17 protein-coding genes are annotated in these 17,394 nt (G+C 58.9%); 6 read left to right on the forward strand and 11 right to left on the reverse strand.

Annotated elements, in window-relative coordinates; all coding sequences use genetic code 11:
• Position 1: 1 nt before the first annotated feature.
• The 3 genes from DSM110093_RS14305 to DSM110093_RS14315 are packed head-to-tail and all read right to left on the reverse strand — an operon-like array spanning position 2 to position 2,399.
• Positions 2-625, reverse strand: coding sequence for a hypothetical protein (locus DSM110093_RS14305; RefSeq protein ID WP_243265716.1), 624 nt, complete (start codon positions 623-625; stop codon positions 2-4).
• On the reverse strand, positions 622-1,560 hold the full coding sequence (locus DSM110093_RS14310; RefSeq protein ID WP_243265717.1) for a tripartite tricarboxylate transporter substrate binding protein: 939 nt from the start codon (positions 1,558-1,560) through the stop codon (positions 622-624). The genes DSM110093_RS14305 and DSM110093_RS14310 overlap by 4 nt, the downstream gene beginning before the upstream one ends.
• A gap of 41 nt (positions 1,561-1,601) precedes the next feature.
• Entirely contained in the window at positions 1,602-2,399 is a 798-nt protein-coding gene (locus tag DSM110093_RS14315) for a GntR family transcriptional regulator (protein ID WP_243265718.1), read from the reverse strand.
• Between the two features lie 90 nt (positions 2,400-2,489).
• Between DSM110093_RS14315 and DSM110093_RS14320 the strand changes: the two genes are divergently transcribed.
• Together DSM110093_RS14320 and DSM110093_RS14325 are read left to right on the forward strand one after the other, a co-directional pair.
• A complete protein-coding gene (locus DSM110093_RS14320; protein WP_243265719.1) occupies positions 2,490-4,166 on the forward strand; it encodes a gamma-glutamyltransferase in 1,677 nt (558 codons plus the stop codon).
• Positions 4,163-4,666 (forward strand): GAF domain-containing protein, encoded by a 504-nt coding sequence (locus DSM110093_RS14325; RefSeq protein ID WP_243265720.1) that lies wholly within the window; start codon positions 4,163-4,165, stop codon positions 4,664-4,666. The genes DSM110093_RS14320 and DSM110093_RS14325 overlap by 4 nt, the downstream gene beginning before the upstream one ends.
• 76 nt (positions 4,667-4,742) lie before the next feature.
• On the opposite strand, the gene DSM110093_RS14330 is transcribed toward DSM110093_RS14325, so the two are convergent.
• The 6 genes from DSM110093_RS14330 to DSM110093_RS14355 all read right to left on the reverse strand — a co-directional run bounded on the left by DSM110093_RS14330 (position 4,743) and on the right by DSM110093_RS14355 (position 10,151).
• A complete protein-coding gene (locus DSM110093_RS14330; protein WP_243265721.1) occupies positions 4,743-5,675 on the reverse strand; it encodes an aldo/keto reductase in 933 nt (310 codons plus the stop codon).
• Between the two features lie 42 nt (positions 5,676-5,717).
• Positions 5,718-6,512, reverse strand: a complete 795-nt coding sequence (locus tag DSM110093_RS14335) for an N-acyl homoserine lactonase family protein (RefSeq protein WP_243265722.1) — start codon at positions 6,510-6,512, stop codon at positions 5,718-5,720.
• Positions 6,509-6,799, reverse strand: coding sequence for a putative quinol monooxygenase (locus tag DSM110093_RS14340; RefSeq protein ID WP_243265723.1), 291 nt, complete (start codon positions 6,797-6,799; stop codon positions 6,509-6,511). The genes DSM110093_RS14335 and DSM110093_RS14340 overlap by 4 nt, the downstream gene beginning before the upstream one ends.
• The gene (locus DSM110093_RS14345; protein ID WP_243265724.1) at positions 6,799-8,304 is read right to left on the reverse strand and encodes a tripartite tricarboxylate transporter permease; all 1,506 of its coding nucleotides are present in this window, start codon (positions 8,302-8,304) and stop codon (positions 6,799-6,801) included. The genes DSM110093_RS14340 and DSM110093_RS14345 overlap by 1 nt, the downstream gene beginning before the upstream one ends.
• Positions 8,304-9,074, reverse strand: a complete 771-nt coding sequence (locus tag DSM110093_RS14350) for a hypothetical protein (RefSeq protein WP_243265725.1) — start codon at positions 9,072-9,074, stop codon at positions 8,304-8,306. The genes DSM110093_RS14345 and DSM110093_RS14350 overlap by 1 nt, the downstream gene beginning before the upstream one ends.
• Before the next feature lie 69 nt (positions 9,075-9,143).
• The gene (locus DSM110093_RS14355; RefSeq protein ID WP_243265726.1) at positions 9,144-10,151 is read right to left on the reverse strand and encodes a tripartite tricarboxylate transporter substrate binding protein; all 1,008 of its coding nucleotides are present in this window, start codon (positions 10,149-10,151) and stop codon (positions 9,144-9,146) included.
• A 230-nt stretch (positions 10,152-10,381) separates the two neighbouring features.
• Between DSM110093_RS14355 and DSM110093_RS14360 the strand changes: the two genes are divergently transcribed.
• The gene (locus DSM110093_RS14360) at positions 10,382-11,389 is read left to right on the forward strand and encodes a Gfo/Idh/MocA family oxidoreductase (protein ID WP_243265727.1); all 1,008 of its coding nucleotides are present in this window, start codon (positions 10,382-10,384) and stop codon (positions 11,387-11,389) included.
• A 46-nt stretch (positions 11,390-11,435) separates the two neighbouring features.
• Here DSM110093_RS14360 and DSM110093_RS14365 read toward each other — a convergent pair whose 3' ends face one another.
• Positions 11,436-12,131: a GntR family transcriptional regulator gene (locus DSM110093_RS14365; protein ID WP_243265728.1), complete on the reverse strand. Its 696-nt coding sequence runs from the start codon at positions 12,129-12,131 to the stop codon at positions 11,436-11,438.
• Between the two features lie 272 nt (positions 12,132-12,403).
• Here DSM110093_RS14365 and DSM110093_RS14370 point away from each other — a divergent pair, with 272 nt between their 5' ends.
• The 3 genes from DSM110093_RS14370 (at position 12,404) to otnC (ending at position 15,532) form a co-directional block, all read left to right on the forward strand.
• Complete coding sequence (locus tag DSM110093_RS14370; protein WP_243265729.1) at positions 12,404-13,501, forward strand: isocitrate/isopropylmalate family dehydrogenase; 1,098 nt, start codon at positions 12,404-12,406, stop codon at positions 13,499-13,501.
• A 133-nt stretch (positions 13,502-13,634) separates the two neighbouring features.
• On the forward strand, positions 13,635-14,897 hold the full coding sequence (otnK, locus tag DSM110093_RS14375) for a 3-oxo-tetronate kinase (RefSeq protein ID WP_347568630.1): 1,263 nt from the start codon (positions 13,635-13,637) through the stop codon (positions 14,895-14,897).
• A complete protein-coding gene (gene otnC / locus DSM110093_RS14380; RefSeq protein ID WP_243265730.1) occupies positions 14,894-15,532 on the forward strand; it encodes a 3-oxo-tetronate 4-phosphate decarboxylase in 639 nt (212 codons plus the stop codon). Before otnK ends, otnC begins: the two co-directional genes overlap by 4 nt.
• An 88-nt stretch (positions 15,533-15,620) precedes the next feature.
• On the opposite strand, the gene DSM110093_RS14385 is transcribed toward otnC, so the two are convergent.
• The gene (locus DSM110093_RS14385; RefSeq protein ID WP_243265731.1) at positions 15,621-17,267 is read right to left on the reverse strand and encodes a BCCT family transporter; all 1,647 of its coding nucleotides are present in this window, start codon (positions 17,265-17,267) and stop codon (positions 15,621-15,623) included.
• Positions 17,268-17,394: the final 127 nt, after the last annotated feature.

Raw genomic sequence — 17,394 nt, forward strand, 5'->3', positions numbered from 1 at the left:
TTCAGAGGTCGGCGTTCGGCGGCAGTTGAATGTTGTCGAGCAACCCGGCAAACAGCAGGATCAAAAAGGCCGTCGAGAGCATGGCGACCACGATGTCGCGCGTCCGCAGACTGCGGCGGGTGATGTAAATATAGCTGGCGCTTAGCGCCGTACCGCCGAGGAAGAACCCAGCCACGTTGTAGGGAAACCGCCCCGAGGCCGCTCGGTAGCCGGAAAAATCCGTGAGGCCCGCGGCGTTGCTGGCCCAGACCACCAGCGGCCCGCCCCATGTCATCAGCGCCAGCGATGCGGCGGTGACGAGACCGGCGCGGGCAAGAAACAGGACGTTGTCGAGGCCGAGCCGCCCAACAGGCTCTCCCGCCTCGCGACCTTTGGACCGCAACTCTCCCGCAATCAGCAAGAGCGCCAGCGGCACCATCAGCAGAACCAGCAGCGTGGGAAAGAAGGCGTCACCGGGAATGGTATTGCCGGTCAGGCTCTTTTTCAGGAATCCGCTGCTGATGTCCCGCGGGAACCAAACCAGAAGGCAGAGCGCGACAAGCGCCAGCGTGCCCCCGCCCAGCCAGAGGTTCCAGCGCCCCCCAGAGGGGGCGCCTTCATCGGTGTCCACGGGACCTCGCGTCATTCGGCCAGTGCCTTCATCATTGAAACGTTGGCCTCATAGGTCGAGAGGATCTGCTCGCGCAGCTCCGCGCCCTGCGTCACGATCGGTGCAGGTGGGTACTGCTTTTCGATGAACTGGCGTGTCTCGCTCTCGGGGTCGGCGAGGATCTCGGCGATTACGCTGCCGATCTCGTCGCGGATCTCGTCAGGCATGCCCGCGGGGCCGGTAATGATATACTGGTAGCCGAGGTTCAGGTCGATGCCCTGATCCATCAGCGTCGGCATTTCTGGAGCAAGAGCCACCGGACCGGTCTCGGCGGAGGAGAGGATCACAAGTTCGCCCGCCTCAACCAGCGGTTTCTGCACACCGCCACCCCAGGCGACGTTGGCGTCCATCGACACCAGCGCATTGAGCGTGCCTCGACCACCCTTCATGCGCAGGTGGTTCACGTCGATCCCGAGCGCGCGGGCAACGATTTCGGCTCCGGCCTCGACCTGCGTGCCCCAGTTGGCCCAGACGATGGGTTCATTGGCGGCAGCGGCTTTGAGATCGTCGAGCGTCTTCCAGCCACTTTCGGCGCGCGCCAGCACGGCCATCTGCGAGCCTGCGGTTGTGGTGATATAGGTGAAATCCTCGGGCGACAGGTTATCGCTGTTCATCGGCGCGAAATCATAGGTCGTGGTGATCGCAAAGCCCAAGGTCTGACCGTCGGGTGCCTCTCCCTTGAGCTGCGCCGACATCACGGTGCCGTCGTCACCCGCTTTGTTTTCGGGGATCACCTGCCAGCCACGCTTGGCCTCGATCTCCTTCGCAAGGGTCCGGCCCTGCACGTCGGTCCCGCCGCCGGCTCCATAGCCGATCCACAGGCGGATCGGGCCGTCAGGGTTCCATTCGGCCAGCGCGGGCCCGGCGGCCAGCAGGGCGGTAGCGGCGGTGGTCGTCAGAATACGTTTCATGGTCTCTCCACTGTTGATTGGGTTGTTTGTTTTTTTGGTCGTCAGAAGCCCGGTTTGCTTTCCACCAGTTCCATTGGGCGGTGGCCCCGGGGCAATTCGAAGCGTTGGATCAGTTGCAGCCTGTCTTGAGCGTCATGTTCATGAGCGTCCCAGATCATCCCCACATGAGGCGCGGCAAGGTCGAGATACTGGCACGCCTGTCGCGACAGCAGATCGGCGCGCGCCTCGTGGCGGACCTTGGCGGTGCGGATCTGGAACTGCTCCCAGAGCATGCGGTGGTAGGAAATACCGTGCAGCTCCTCCAAGGGGCGCGACAGCAGTGCCTCAGCGTGGTCGCAGCGCAGGTACATGGTGCCGAAGGCAGGTTGCGATCCGGTGACCCAGACCAGCCGGTCGATGCGGATCACCTGCTCGGCCTCGAAGCCGATGAGCAGCGGCCCGGATTCAGCGGTGGGCAGGCACTGGATATCGACCACCCGGGTATAGGGCATCTTCCAGTCGCCGGTCTCGGGGTCGCGGAAGCGGTAGACATGAACCTCGGGCACCTGATGGCGCGCATCCGCGATGAAGCTGCCGCGCTTGCGGTGGCGCACGATCAGCCCCTGCTCAACCAACCGCGACAGGCCCTTTTGCACCGTGGAAAGGCCGATGGGCAGCGCGGCGGCAATCTCGGTCTCGCCGGGAAGCTGGCCGCCGGGCGCGAAGGTGCCATCCTGAATACACCGGGTGAACGCCTCGCTCAGACGCAGGTACTTGGGTCGGCCCTTGCCATCGGGGGCCGTGTCTTCCCATGCAGCGACCAAGGTCTCGAGGGATAGTCTATCTGAAGAGCTTTCCATACAACTATCATAGAACGAGGGGTATTGCACTTGTCAACTACGTAGTTAATAATTGTCATAGGAATACATTGCAGCGTTGAGAGGGTGGAGATGAGCGAAGAATGGGCAGTGGCCACCGGACATCCCATCGCGACCGGGGCCGCGGAGCGGGTGCTGCGCGCAGGCGGCAACGCCGTGGATGCCGGGGTGGCCGCCGGGATAGCGCTGGCCGTTGTGCAGCCCGATCTGGTGTCCTTTGCTGGGGTCGCACCGGTGATCCTTTATGACGCGGCGCGCGAGCATGTAACCAGCTACGACGGTGTTGGGGTCTGGCCGCAGGCCGCTGACGTGGTGCAGATGCAGCGCGATCACGGTGACCACGTGCCCGAGGGCCTGCTGCGCACCGTCGTCCCCGCCGCTCCGGCAAGCTGGATCAAGGTTCTGGCGACCCACGGCACCCTCGGTTTCGGCGATGTCGCCCAAGAGGCCGTGCAGGCCGCGCGCGACGGTTTCGAGGTCTATCCCCTGCTGGCCGATTTTATCGCCTCGCGGAAGGAGAAATACGCGCGCTTTCCGTCCACTGCGGCGATCTTCCTGCCCGATGGCCGCCCGTCGAAGGTCGGAGAGCTTTTCGTCCAGACCGACCTTGCGAACACCCTGCAACTGCTGATCGACGCCGAAAGCGCCGCCCGTGCCGAAGGAGGTGATCGGCGCGAAGGCCTGGCCGCCGCCCGCGCGGCTTTCTACACTGGCCCGATCGCGCAAAAGATCGTTGCCTTTCACGCCGAGAACGGCGGCCTACTGCGGGCCGAGGACCTCGCCTCCTACGAGGTCCGCGAGGAGCCGACCTTCGCCGTGGAATTCCGGGGCACGCAAATCCACTGCTGCGGTGCGTGGTGCCAGGGCATCTCAATGGCGCAGACGCTTGTCATGCTTGAGCAGGCTGGCCCTGACGCCACCCGCGACGGAGAGAAGATTAACCTGCATTTCCTGCTCGAAGTGCTGAAGCGCGTGTTCGCCGACCGCGAAGCGCATGTCACCGACCCCCGCTACATGCAGATCGCCCCCGAGGCACTGCTGGACCCCGCCTTCATCGCGGACCGGCTGCGCAGCATTCAGGAGAACTCCGATCCGCTCCCCGCCCCCGCGGCCCCGGCTCTTGCGGCTTCGGGCGAACGCCCGGTGTTCGAGGTGGGCTGCGCCGATACATCCCACGTCAGCGTCATCGACGGCGCCGGCAACATCTTCTCCGCCACCCCGAGCGATCCAAGCTACGACACTGTGGTGATCCCCGGCACCGGGCTGTCGGTTTCCTCGCGCGGGTCGCAGAGCCGTGCGATCCCCGGTCACCTAAATGCGCTCGCTCCGGGCAAGCGGCCGCGGCTCACACCGAACCCTATTCTGGGGCTGAAGGATGGCAAACCTTGGCTCGCCATGGGCACGCCCGGCGGTGATGTCCAGATCCAAGCTATGGCGCAGGTGTTGCTAGGCATGCTGGACCTCGGGCAGCCCGCGCACGTGGCGGTCGAGGCGCCCCGCGTGGCTTCCTATGCCTATCCCGGCAGCTTCGCGCCACATGACGTCCATCCCAACAAGGTGCTGTACGAAGCCGATCTGCCACTGGAGCAGGCCAAGGAATTACGCGCACGCGGACATGACCTTGAAGAATGGCCCGCCCGAACCTGGATGGCGGGCGGGATCTGTATCGCCCTGCGCGGCGGGTCTGGCGTGGACGCCGTCGCCGACCCGCGGCGCGCGGGCACGGCCAAGATCGGAGCGAAACCATGACAACGGACATTTGCAAACGCATTGCCGATCAGAACACCCCGCTGGAGGAGGCTTTTGACCTCTGCGGTAAAGCTCTCGACAATGAGTTGTTCACCGCGATGCGCTTCCACGCCGCAACGATGGAGGTGGAACGCCTTCGCTCCACCCTGCCCGATAGCTATCCTGTCAGCGGTCGCAAGCCAAAGCGGGATACGGAGTGGGGCAAAAAGGTGTTGATCGACCGAGAGATCAACCTCGGTTTTGGAGCCGCCGACATCAGATGGGCATTTTCGGATTACGAAACCATTCTCGGGCTCGGACTCAATGCTGTGTTGAATGTTCCGATTGTTCGTGACCGATCGGTTCTGGGTACGATTAATTACTTGCGCGGCAATTCGGCCTTCAGTTCGCGAGAAGTAAAGATCGCAGAACAAGTTGCTGCTGCACTGGCCGAACGAAGTGAGCTGCGAGGCTTTGTTGATGGCGTGGATGCCCCGGAACATTGCCGCAACGCAGAATGATGTCAATGAAGGGGTCGTTTCGAGGTTTCACATTTATGCGCGGTGAAGGCGCTTTAGTTTCACCGACCGATCGCGCTTAGGTCTCCTCCGACCGATCCGTCGCGGGCGTCGGTTTCGGGCTTAGTTGCGAAATTTCAGCGTAGCTATCCCCGGACAAGTCCAAGCCCATCGCATCCAGTGAAGGCTGCAACTGGTCAACATTCCGGCCCGAAATAAGCGCTGACGTCACCGCCGGGTGCCGGGCAACCCACGCCACGGCAAGGGTGGTGGCCGCAATACCCAGACGCTGCGATAGCGTGGCCAAATCACGCGCAACCTCGTGCATCCATGGCTGCCCATAGCGTGCGGCATAGGTCTTGTCGTCTTGCAAACGCCCCTCGGCACCTTTGACGTATTTCCCGGTCAACAAGCCCCCACCCAAGGGCGAAAAAGGACTAACGGCAATGTCTTGGTCCGCGCAGGCCGGAAGAATTTCGACCTCTACCTGTCGTTTTACAAGGTTATACATCGGTTGGCAGACATCAATCTGGGTGCCGATCGCCTTACACACCGCTTGCGCCTTCATGATCTGCCAAGCCGCAAAGTTCGACACGCCGATGTAGCGTATCAGCCCTTGAGACTGCATCTTGGCCAAGGTGGCAAATGTCTCTTCGAAAGGTGTTTCAGCGTCAAAACGGTGTAGGTAATAGATATCCACCCCATCCACGCCCAGCCGTTTGCGGCTTTCATCCAAGGCGGCGTATAAGTTGCCCGAAGTGGCGGGCCGATCATTGGGGGCTTTCGTACCGATGATCAGATCATCGACATTCGATCCCAAGATCTGCCCCAACATGCTCTCAGACGCGCCGCCATTATAGCTATAGGCCGTATCGAAGTGATTGATTCCCGCCGCGACGCAGGTCTCAAACATCTCTTTGGCGTTGCCCACATCCGCCGTACGGCCAAATTGCATGGCGCCAAATCCCAATCGCGAGATGGGGGTTCCGTTCTTGGTTTGAATGCGGGTCATCGTCGAGCTTTCGGTTTGGGAAGGGAGCCTCGGGGGCCTAGATCAAGTGGAGGACGGCTTGGGACCACGGTCCAACCGCACGATGTGATCCGCCTTGTCACTTGGGAAGGATGACATGACCAAGGGATCATGTCCGGGCACAATCAATTCAGGTCGGCTGGCGAGCCGCTCGATCGTTGTAAAACCCTCCAGCATGTCCTGCATATCGACCACGATGGGAAAGGGTTTGCGGCTTTGGAAGTTCTCATAAAAATGCGCAGCGTCAGAGGCCAGCACGAGCCAGCCCGCCGATGTGAGCACCCGCACGGCTTGCAGCCCCCGGCTATGCCCCCCGATACGGTGGACCGTGACCCCCTTTGCGACCTCGGCATCGCCATCATGGAAGATCACCTTGCCGGAGTAGAGACGTTTGACCGCTTCACAGATATGTCCCGAAGAAAAGGGCATCCGCAGCGTATCATGGCACATGCAAGGCCCCGTGGCATAGGCCATCTCAGCTGCTTGGATATGCAATTGCGCATTGGGGAAAAGATGCAGGCCGCCTGCGTGGTCGTAATGAAGGTGAGTCACGATCACGGTCTCGACTGCTTCGGGTGTGATGCCCAAGGGCGCCAAAGCACTGCGCGGATCAAGCTGGATCGGGCGGCCGCGCGCGTCGGCTTCAGCCGCATCATAGCCCGTATCAACGAGGATCACCCGCTCTCCTTGGCGCAAAACCCAGATGAAATAATCCATCGGGTGGGCCACGTCGTGCCGGTCATCAAAAACAAAGCTGTCGCCTCTCACCCGCGCGTTGCGATCTGCGTATTTGACCGCATGAACCTCCCATTCACTCATGATGCTACAGTGCTCCAGCTCGTTACGTCTTTGCCTACCACCATATCAGCCGTGGCCGCGCTAAATGCTTTGAAATGGGCGCTGTCGCAGTGGGCATCAAAGGCCGCGCTATCCGTGTAAAGCTCATAGAGGAACACCTCATCAGGCTTATCCGCATCGGTAAGCACGTCGAAGCGGTGGCAGCCCGGTTCAAGCTTTTTAGAGGTATCGGCGTTATCAAGCATCAGAGGCATGAAATCCTCCATCTGCCCTGTTGCGATACGAAAGGTCACGCAGATGGCAAACATTATCTAGTCCTCAATTTTGCGAATGTACGGCGAACCACCGGCAACTGCCCGGCAATCAGCGCCACGTTCAGCGCCAGCAAGACTGCGGCGGTGGGTCGGGTGAAAAAGCCTGACAGGTCGCCATCGCTCAGCAGCAAAGAGCGGCGGAAGGTTTCATCGAATAGTCCACCCAGAATAACGCCGATGACCAGCGGTGCGATCGGATATCGCATCAGGTTCATAAAGTAAGCCAGCGCACCCACGCCCAGCATGAGGTAGAGATCATTAATCCCGCCTCCCACGCTAAAACTGCCAATGGTGGTCAAGATCAGCACGACGGGCAGAAAAACAGTCTGCGGCAGGCGCAGGATCTGAATGAAAACCCGCGCAGTGAACAGGCCCATGATGAACATGGTCAGCGACGCCAGCACCATGATCGCGCAGACCCGCAAAATGATTGAGGGATCAATCGTCGGCCCGGGGATGATGTTGTTGATCTTAAACGCCCCCATCAACGCTGCCGCGGGAGGAGAGCCGGGAATACCCAAGACCAGCAACGGGATCAGCGCACCGCCGATGCAGGCATTATTTGCCGTCTCAGACGACAGTAGCCCTTCGATTGATCCCTTGCCGAAGTTCTTGCCATCGTGGCTGGCTGATTTGCCAACACCGTAGCTGACCCAACCGGCCACGTCCTCGCCCACGCCCGGCAGCGCACCCACTCCCGTGCCGATCACGCCAGAGCGGGCAATGGTGGGCATATGCCGCCGGATGGCTGCGAGGTTGGGCAGGATACGTCCCTTGAGCGCGATGACTTTGCCCGCATCAATCTGACGCAGCCCATCAATGATCTGCGGGATCGCAAAGGCCCCCATCAGCACCGGCACGACCTGAAACCCTGACAACAGATAAGACCAACCAAAGGTATAGCGCGGCTCGCTCAGCAACGGGTCAAGCCCGACCATCGCCATCGCCAGTCCCGCAAGCCCTGCGATCCAGCCTTTAACCACAAGGTCTTCGGACATCAGTGTACCGGACAGCAGAATCCCAAATAGCGCCAACAGCGCCTTTTCAGGGCTGGCGATGGATTGCGAAATCAACAAAAGCGCCCAGACAAAGACCAACAGGGCAGCCGTCCCGATGAGTGTGCCGATGAAGCTGCCCGTGGTGGTCAGCCCCAAGGCCTCTGCCCCCCGTCCCTGTTTGGCGAGTGGGTGGCCGTCCATCGCCGTGGCCGCGCTGGCTGCCGTGCCGGGAATGTTCAGCAATATCGAAGGGTAAGACCCGCCGTAGATTGCGCCCACGTAGGCGCCCAACAGGGCAATCAGCGCATAATCGAGCGGAATTTTATTACCAAAAAAGCCGGTGAGGATCGTGACCGCCAAGGTCGCCGTCAGCCCCGGCAACGCGCCAAAGACAATGCCCAGAAAAACCGAAATGATGATATAGGGATAGGTAATCGGATCCGTGACGAGGGCAGCAAAAGCCCCACCGAAACCTTGCAACTGTGATAGGAAGAATTCCATCAGTTTCTCCAAAGCGGACGAAGAGTGACGTAGTAGTGATACTCAATTTTTGAAAACAGCAGCCCGCCCCGGTTTGGCACGTTCTGCCGAAACCCAAAGGCCATGGCGGTCACAAGTATCAGCGGGGTCAGCACCGCAACCCAAGGTGTCGCCCGCGCGATGCGGCTGCGATCATGTGCAAACATCCAAAGGGTCAGTAGCACCCATGCGGCCATCACCAGCCAATCGTCATCATGAGCTTTGTTCCACTCTGCCTGCGGAAAGTGCATGAAGAGTGCGTAAATCCCGGGCAAAATCACGGCAACTGCCGACTGCAGCATCCGCTCGACCCGACCCGCGTGAAATCCGTAAATCAGCGCAGTAATCACCAGACCACTGGCAAGGATGAAATCCACACGCGGAACGAGAGCAAAAATGAACATGCCCATGATGACCGCGATTGAACCGATGCGGATGGCCTCTTGGCGGTCCCAGCCAAGGCCGACGGCGGAAAATGCCCGTTTTGCGCCCCCTGCCTTGATCGCGATGCGCAGCAACACCAATCCCAGTAGGAGCATTGCAAACCAGATGCCAAAAGGAACGATTGCAGCGGAGTTATACCACTCTGCCCCGCTCACCCCGGCGCGGTTCTCTCCCAGAAAGGGAATGAAACTTGTGCGCCAGAGAAAGAAAACCGCACAGCAGATCAGCGCAAGAGCGCCCCAGAAATCGCGTGCACGCAGCATCTCTAGATCTTTGTCCAGTTCTGCCTGCAGTTTTTCGATACCCATCTTGCTCCCCCTCAATCGGCGAAACGGGGCGCAGATGCGCGCCCCGATCCATCTTGTTTTCAGTGATTGTTAAGGCTTTTCAATGCCAAGGCTTTCCGGGTCGACAGTGGTCGAACCGAGTTCTTTCAGCGTATAGGCAAAGGTGCTTTCCAGCTTAGAGAAAATTGCCTGCGCTTCATCGCCGGACTGGCCACCGATATCGTAGTAGTTCGCCGCTGCCCACTCAGCCACTGTATCTGACGCCATCGCCTTATCGAATGCCTCGGTCAGCGTGGTCTTCACGTCGTCGGATGCAGAGTTCGCAACGCCAAAACCGATAGATTGCTTGAGCGGAAGATAGGCTTCTAGCCCGTCATACATGTCAAATGCGGATGGGATTGTGGTCTCGCCCAGCTTGCCTTCTTCGGGTGTCAGCATTGCCAGCGGACGCAGCTTGCCACCTTCGATCAAGGGCGCCTGCTCGGCCAAGGAAGTCACGACCAGTTCCACTTCACCCGCCATCGCGGCTTCTTGGCCCGCAGCGGAGCCTTCATAGGGGATGAACTTGAACGATACTTCCGCGCCTTTTTCGATGGCCAGCAGGTTCAAGTGGTGGATCGACCCTGCGCCCGAAGCGGCGGCGGGAATAGAACCCGGCTCTGCCATCGCGGCATCCATAAGCTCTTGTAGCGTGCTATAAGGGCTGTCTGCGGGGACCGAGATCAGATCGGGCGAGCCACCGATGATGAAGGGATACCAAAAATCAAACTTCTGATCCCAGCCGCCCTGAACGGCAGCTGTCACATTGGATTCAGAGATGCCCGCAAGTGTATAGCCGTCGTCGGGTTGGTTCTGGACAAAGACCATACCGTTGGATCCAGCCACGCCACCTGTCTGGTTGGTCACGTTGATCGAAACCGGCAGATGTTTCTCCATCTCGGCCATGATCATCCGGTTGATGCTGTCGGTGCCGCCACCCGCGCCCCAAACGACAACGTCGGTAATATCGCGGAATGGGTATTCTTGCGCCTGCGCCGAAGCGGTCAGCCCGGTGCTTAGCGTCGCGGCAAGCGCGACCAGTGCAAATTTGGTTTTCATCTCATCCTCCCAATGGATACGGTGCCTATTGCATTTATCTGCGTATGCATTAACAAATGTGTTGTCAACTCACACGTCAGACTAAAGGGGCGTTTCTACACTTTTGCCCAGCCCGGACTTGGTCGCGAGACGCACCTGAAATCTGCGGTGCTAACAAGATTGGGCGTAACCGACGCAATGGGTTAAGCAACACCCAAAGGCCGCGCTGAGAAAGAAAAGGGAAGAATGACATGACTTTACGGATCGCTTGTCTGGGGGCTGGCTATTTCAGCCAGTTCCACATCAGCGGATGGCAACGCATAGAGGGCGTGACCCTTGTTGGGGTCGCAGATCGTTCGCCCGAAAAAGCAAAAGCCTTTGGCGCCCCAGCCTTTGACAATATCGACGCCCTTTTGGCAACAAACCCCGATATCGTCGACATCATCCTCCCCCCCGTGGGGCACGCAGAAGCCATTCGCAAGGCGCTCGCCCGAAGCCCGCAAGCGATCATTTGCCAAAAGCCCTTCTGCACATCATTGCAAGAAGCCCGCGAAATCACCCAACTGGCGGAAGAGGCAGGCGTGCCACTTGTCGTGCATGAGAACTTCCGCTTTCAGCCGTGGTACCGCAAAATCAAAGCTGCTCTTCAGGCAGGACGGATCGGCACCACGCTACAGGCCAGCTTTCGGTTACGCCCGGGTGATGGGCAGGGCCCAGACGCCTATCTTGCCCGCCAGCCGTATTTCCAAAAGATGGAGCGCTTCTTGATCCATGAGACAGGCGTTCATTGGGTCGATACTTTCCGGTATCTCTTTGGCGAACCAAGCCATGTCTACGCTGATCTGCGCCGCGTGAACCCGGTGATTGCGGGCGAGGATGCGGGTTACGTTACTTTTGACCATCCCGGTGGAGTAAGAGCCCTCTTTGACGCCAACCGCAGTCTGGATCACGCTGCCGATAACACCCGCCGCACCATGGGCGAGGCGTTGATTGAAGGAACCGAAGGGGCGCTTACGCTCTATGGTGACGGATCAATCTGGGTCCGCCCTTTCGGCGCGCTAGAGGCTGAAGAAATTTCGCCCCCCGACCAGCATGAGGGATTCGGCGGGGATTGCACAAAAGCCCTGCAAGAACATGTTGTATCGGCGCTGCTGAACGGCACCGCACTAGAAAATGAGGCCCGCGATTATCTGCGTGTGATCGAGATTGAGCATGCAATCTATCGCTCTGCCGACGAAGGCCGCAAATTGGAGGTCTAGGCTTGCCGCATCTCAGGCGATACGCCTGCCCAGCGTATCGCTTTGCTCAAAACCGCGACAGGTTGTTCTGTTCTAGCAATGAGATCAACAATGCTTTCGCCTTCACCCGATGCTCATGGTGCAGGTCGCGGGCACGCTCAGGCTCCGCGTTGCGGATCGCATCATAAAGCGCGCGGTGGTTTTCGTTCGAGGCGTGGGGCAGCGGGCGCATATAGAGGGTCAGCAACCGCACGCGATGCACCTGCGTGCTGTACATCGCAATCACCTCCTCCAGACGTCGACTCCCCGACAGGGACACCAACCCCTGATGGAAACGATCATCCGCCGCCGCCCATTCTTTGCGGTCTTCTTGCAGCAGAGCGCTTTCCATTTGCGTTAGGCTCTCATCCAACCCACGCAGGTCCTTTTCTGGATAAGCCAACTCAGCGGCCTTAAAGGCGGCCAACGGCTCAAGCTCAATCAAGATGTCATAGATTTCTACCATGTCAGCGATGGTCAGAGGCAGAACGCGGATACCATGCCGAGGCCGGATTTCGACCAAACCACGGGAGGCCAAAATTACCGCAGCTTCGCGGATCGGGGTGCGCGAAACGCTCAACATCTCCCCAAGTTCGGCTTCTAGGTAATTGGAGCCGGGCGGCAGCTCGTTGTTCGTGATCATCCCCTGAAGAATGGCCGCAACACGAGCAGCCTGCGAGACCGGTTTCTCGGCCTCTGCCGATTTGACCTTGCTCGAATTCATTCCAACCGCTCCCTCTCGTTCAGCGCCACGAGAAGATAACCCGAAACCCATTGACTATCAATGCATCAACGCATACGCAGATCAATACGTGGCGAAGTGATGCCGTGCGAATTGCAGACTGAGTGGGAGCATTACAGCGTGTTTTGTCGAACCAGAGCGGCACAACGAAAGTGCATGGTTTGTCCCTCAGCTGTGGCGTTCGTCAGAGGTGCACGCACGTTCGTGTGGGCTGCCTTCGACCAAAGTGAAATTTTAAGTCCAAGGAAAATGACATGGCTTCTGGTTTGAAAATCGCCCTTATCCGTGGGGATGGGATCGGTATTGATGTCGCAGATGCGACCATCGAAGTCGTCAATGCAGCCTGCGAAATAAGCGGCGCCCCTGCCCTTTCCTATGACGAGATCAACGCAGGCGCGGGCTACTATGCTGAAACCGGCCATGACATTGAGCCCGGTGGCGAAGAACGCGCAGGCGAGGCAGATGCCATCTTCCTAGGCGCGATCGGCCTGCCCTCGATCCGCCATGATGATGGCACAGAAATCTCACCTCACCTGCGCCTGCGCGACCGCTTTGGCCTTTACGCTGGCATTCGCCCCATCAAGGCCTACCCCAACGCGCCCCAACGGCTAGCCGATCCTCGTGCGGCGCATATCGATATGGTGATCCTGCGCGAGTCCACCGAAGGGCTGTTCTATTCCGCCGCGGCCCATAAACGCAGCGAAGTGATCGGCGATACAGAGGTGCGCGACACCCTGCGCATCACCCGCGCAACTACAGAAAAGCTTCACAACTTCGCGTTCAAACTGGCCCAGAAACGCAAAGAGCGCGGCAAGCCGGGTCGCGTGACTTGTGTCGATAAGGCCAATGTTTTCACGTCGATGGCTTTCTTCCGCAAGATCTTTGACGAGATCAAACCGAACTATCCCGACATCGAGGCAAATTATAACTACGTCGACGCCCAAGCGCTTGATCTGGTGCGGCGTCCTTGGGATTTCGATGTCATGGTAATGGAGAATATGTTCGGCGACATTCTGTCTGACTTGGGCGGTGGTTTGGTCGGCGGCATGGGCATGGCGGCCTGCGCCGAGATTGGCGATGACAACGGTCTTTTCCAGCCAGCCCACGGCAGCGCCCCCGACATTATGGGTCAGGACAAGGCCAACCCCCTTGCCGCGATCCTCAGCGGCGCTTTGATGCTGGACTACCTTGGCGAACGCTCTGGCGACAACCGCTATACTGACGCGGCAGCCCTGATTGACGCGTCAGTCGACAAAGGTTTTGCCGCCAATGCACTGCGCCCGATGGAGTTCGGCGGCGACATGGGCACCTTAGCAACAACACGCGAAGTCGTGGGCGGCCTCAAAGGGTAATCCGACGCGGCCCGCGCTGCGGATGTGCGGGCCAGCAAGCGCGTTACCCTGCAATTGTCACGATCGGCCGCGCCTGCACAGGTCTGCCTATCGCGGCTTGCGCGTCGCGCTACTGATTTGAAAGGATATCGAAATGCCCATCGTTCTTGGCGCCATTGCCGATGATTTCACCGGTGCCACAGATCTTGCCAATACGTTGGTCGGTGAAGGTATGCGGGTGGTTCAGATCATCGGGGTGCCCGGCCCCGAGGCGTCCTATGGCGATGCGGATGCGGTTGTTGTCGCGCTGAAATCACGAACGGCGCCGGTAGAGGATGCAATTGCCGAGTCCTTGGCCGCGCTGAAGTGGCTCCGGTCAGAAGGCGCTGAACAGATCCTATTCAAATACTGCTCAACATTCGATTCGACACCGAAAGGAAACATCGGGCCGGTCGCCGATGCGCTTCGCCAAGCGATGAGCTGCGAACTCACATTGATCTGCCCTGCTTTTCCTAAGAATGGCCGCACGATCTACAACGGTGTGCTCTTTGTCGGAGAGCTGCCCTTGGCGGAAAGCTCAATGAAGGATCACCCTCTAACGCCAATGCGCGATTCCAACCTTATGCGTCTTATGGAGGCGCAGTCCTCCGGCAAGGTAGGGCTCATCCCTGCCCCAATCGTTCAGCAAGGCGTGGAGGCGATCCGCGTAAGCATGGAAGCGCTGATAGCCGGAGGCCATTCATACGCCGTCATCGACGCGCTAGACGATGCCGAACTGAGGACCATCGGCCAAGCTGCGGCGGATCACAAGCTGATCACCGGCGGCTCAGGTATCGCGCTCGGCCTGCCGGACAATTTCCGGGTGCGCGGCCAAATGACCCTTAGGCAAGACATCAACTTCTCGGCCACCAACGGCCGTGCGCTGATTTTGGCGGGCAGTTGCTCGGCCGCCACGCGCGCACAGCTCGCACAGGCCAAGGCAATGTGGCCTCACGCAAAGGTGGATATCGATAGGGTCGCAGCGGGTGAGGATATGGTGACTGAATTGGCAGAATGGGCAAAAGCTCAGCCTAGCGGTAGTCCAGTGATCATCTACGGGTCGGCTGATCCAGAAGAAGTAGCAGGCATCCAGAAACGCTACGGCGTGGCCGCCTCTGGGCAGATGATGGAAGATACCCTAAGCGCCCTTGCCCTGCGTCTCGCCGAGGCGGGTTTTCACCGGCTGGTAGTCGCAGGAGGAGAAACCTCCGGCGCGGTCGTCTCGGCCCTGAATATCAAAACGCTCGAAATTGGCCCCGAGATCGCGCCAGGCGTGCCGTGGACCCAAGCATTGGACCGCCCCTTAACATTGGCGCTGAAGTCTGGGAACTTCGGGCAGCCCAGCTTTTTCGAAGATGCCTTAAAGGTGCTGCCATGAGTGATGCGAAAATCCGAGAAGACATCGTGCGCCGTGCAGCGTCGCTTTATAACCGGGGGCTCAGTTTCGGTTCCTCTGGGAACATCAGCGTGCGGGTCGACGACGGTTGGCTGATGACCCCAACCGGTTCCTCCATGGGAGACCTCGATCCAGCGCGCCTGTCATTGCTGGACACCGAAGGCCGCCACATCTCAGGCGATGCCCCCACCAAAGAAGCGTTTTTGCATATGGCCATGTATGCCAAACGGTCCGGCGCATCGGCCATCGTACATTTACACTCGACCCATTCTGTCGCCGTAAGCTGCCTGAAATGCATTAACCACAAAGATGTCCTCCCGCCTTTAACGGCTTACTACGTTATGCGTGTCGGCAAACTCCCCCTGGTGCCCTATTTCGCTCCGGGGGATATGGAATTGGCGAAGGCAGTCGGCGAAATGGCCTCGGACCACCATGCGGTTCTGTTGGCGAACCATGGGCCGGTTGTATCGGCGAAATCGCTGTCCGACGCGGTCTATGCAACCGAGGAGTTGGAGGAGACCGCAAAACTGTTTCTTGCACTCCAAGCGATGGAAACGCGGCCTCTCACAGCTGAACAGGTTGCGGATTTACAGCGGCGGTTCCCGACGCAAACCTGATGTCGCTATCGAGCAGTGCTCCAATCGCATCTTTCTCGAACCTAAGTACAATAAGCGGGGGCGCAGAGCATGCACCCCCGCAAAACCACTATTCTGCGGCGTAGAAACTTTGAACACCGTTCTTGTCGCGAATGGCGTCACGAATGACCGCCTTAATTAGCGCGATGCACATCAAGAACATAACGAAGCTGAAGGGCAACGCCCCGATCACCATCGCTGTCTTGATGGCATTGAGCCCTCCAACCAGCAGCAAGCCGCCTACGACAAGGCTGAGCGCCACGCCCCAAAAGACGATGTGGGCACGACCCTTTGGGTTTTCCTCCCCCGCCGCGTTGATCGTGTTCACGATCAAGATCGCCGAGTCTGCTGTTGTAACTAAATAGGTCAGCAACAAAACCACAACAATCGCAGCCATCCCCCATGCCAATCCATCTGCCAGGATGAGGTCGAGCATTACGAAGAGTTGGCTTTCCTGACCAGCACCTGAAATCGCATCTCCTGCTGTGGCATTTAGGGTAAGATCGATCGCTGTGCCGCCGACAATTGTGAACCAAACGAAACACATCAACGAAGGGATAACGATTGCCCCCAACACGTACTCACGAATGCTCCGCCCCCGTGAAATACGCGCCAAGAACACACCGACGAAGGGGGCGAAGGCGATCCACCATGCCCAATAGAAAACAGACCACCCCCCCTGCCATGCGGCCAACGCGTCACCCGTCTCAGTTCCATCCGCATGCCAAACGGTGAACAGCATTCCGGGCAGCTCTACCAGATAAGCAGAAAGCCCAGATAGCAATGATCCGAGACCAAAGAAGGTGGACCCGAAGAGAATAAAGAATGCCAATAGGAAAAAGCTCAGCCCCATATTTAAGTTAGACAGCCACTTGATCCCCTTCCCGGCCCCTGAAAGGGCCGAGAGCGTGGAGGCCCCGAGGATAACAATCAGTGCTACCACGATCCCCATGGCCGACGGTTTGCCATTCTCAGATATTATCCAATCGCCAAATCCGATACGACTAAGCCCCGCGACAAACTGCTCAACGCCAAAGCCCAAGGTCTGGGCTACGCCGAGGATCGTGGCAACCACAGCGACAATATCGACGATATGCCCACCAATGCCGGATAGGTGCTTTCCGAAAAGGGGCGTGAGGCCGGAACGGACTGTAAGCGGCAAGCCGCGGCGATAGGAGAAATAGGCCAACGACAGCCCAACCAGCGCATAGCAGGCCCAAGCCGAAAAACCCCAATGCAGAAAAGACCAGACGTAGGCCGCCGTCACATTGCTGCTTGCCGAACCAGTCGTCTCGCCCATGATGACATTGGGATTGTTTGCGAAGTGGTACATTGGCTCAGCAGTTGCGAAGGTCAGCATGCCAATGCCAATTCCCGCGCCAAACATCATTGAGAACCACGAAAACCGCGAGAATTCAGGCTTGTCATCAGGCAGCCCGAGCACCAGGCGGCCGGTTGAGGGCACAAGCGCCAAACCGATGCAAAGCAGTAAAAAGAGCGCGACCACCCAAATGTACCAACTGGCAAAACTGCTCAGCATTGCGCCATTGAGCGCGTTCAGTACAGAAGCAGCATTCTCTGGGACGGTTATCGCCCAGACGATAAGGGCGCTCACCAGAATTTTCGATGGAATAGCGACACTGCGGGTAAAGCCGGAGTAGAATCCCCGGCGTGTGGTTGCGATACGCAAATCCATTAAGGGTGGTTTGTAGGCCATATATCCTCCATCATGGCAATAAGATCCAGACAGCCTCCTCCACTTGCCGTACACCGGTGCACGACATGACTGGTCCGAACCCTTCGGGTAACGCAGCACCTCGGTTGTCCGAATGCGCCGCAATAGA

The organism is Sulfitobacter sp. DSM 110093, assembly GCF_022788715.1.
Lineage (GTDB): Bacteria > Pseudomonadota > Alphaproteobacteria > Rhodobacterales > Rhodobacteraceae > Sulfitobacter.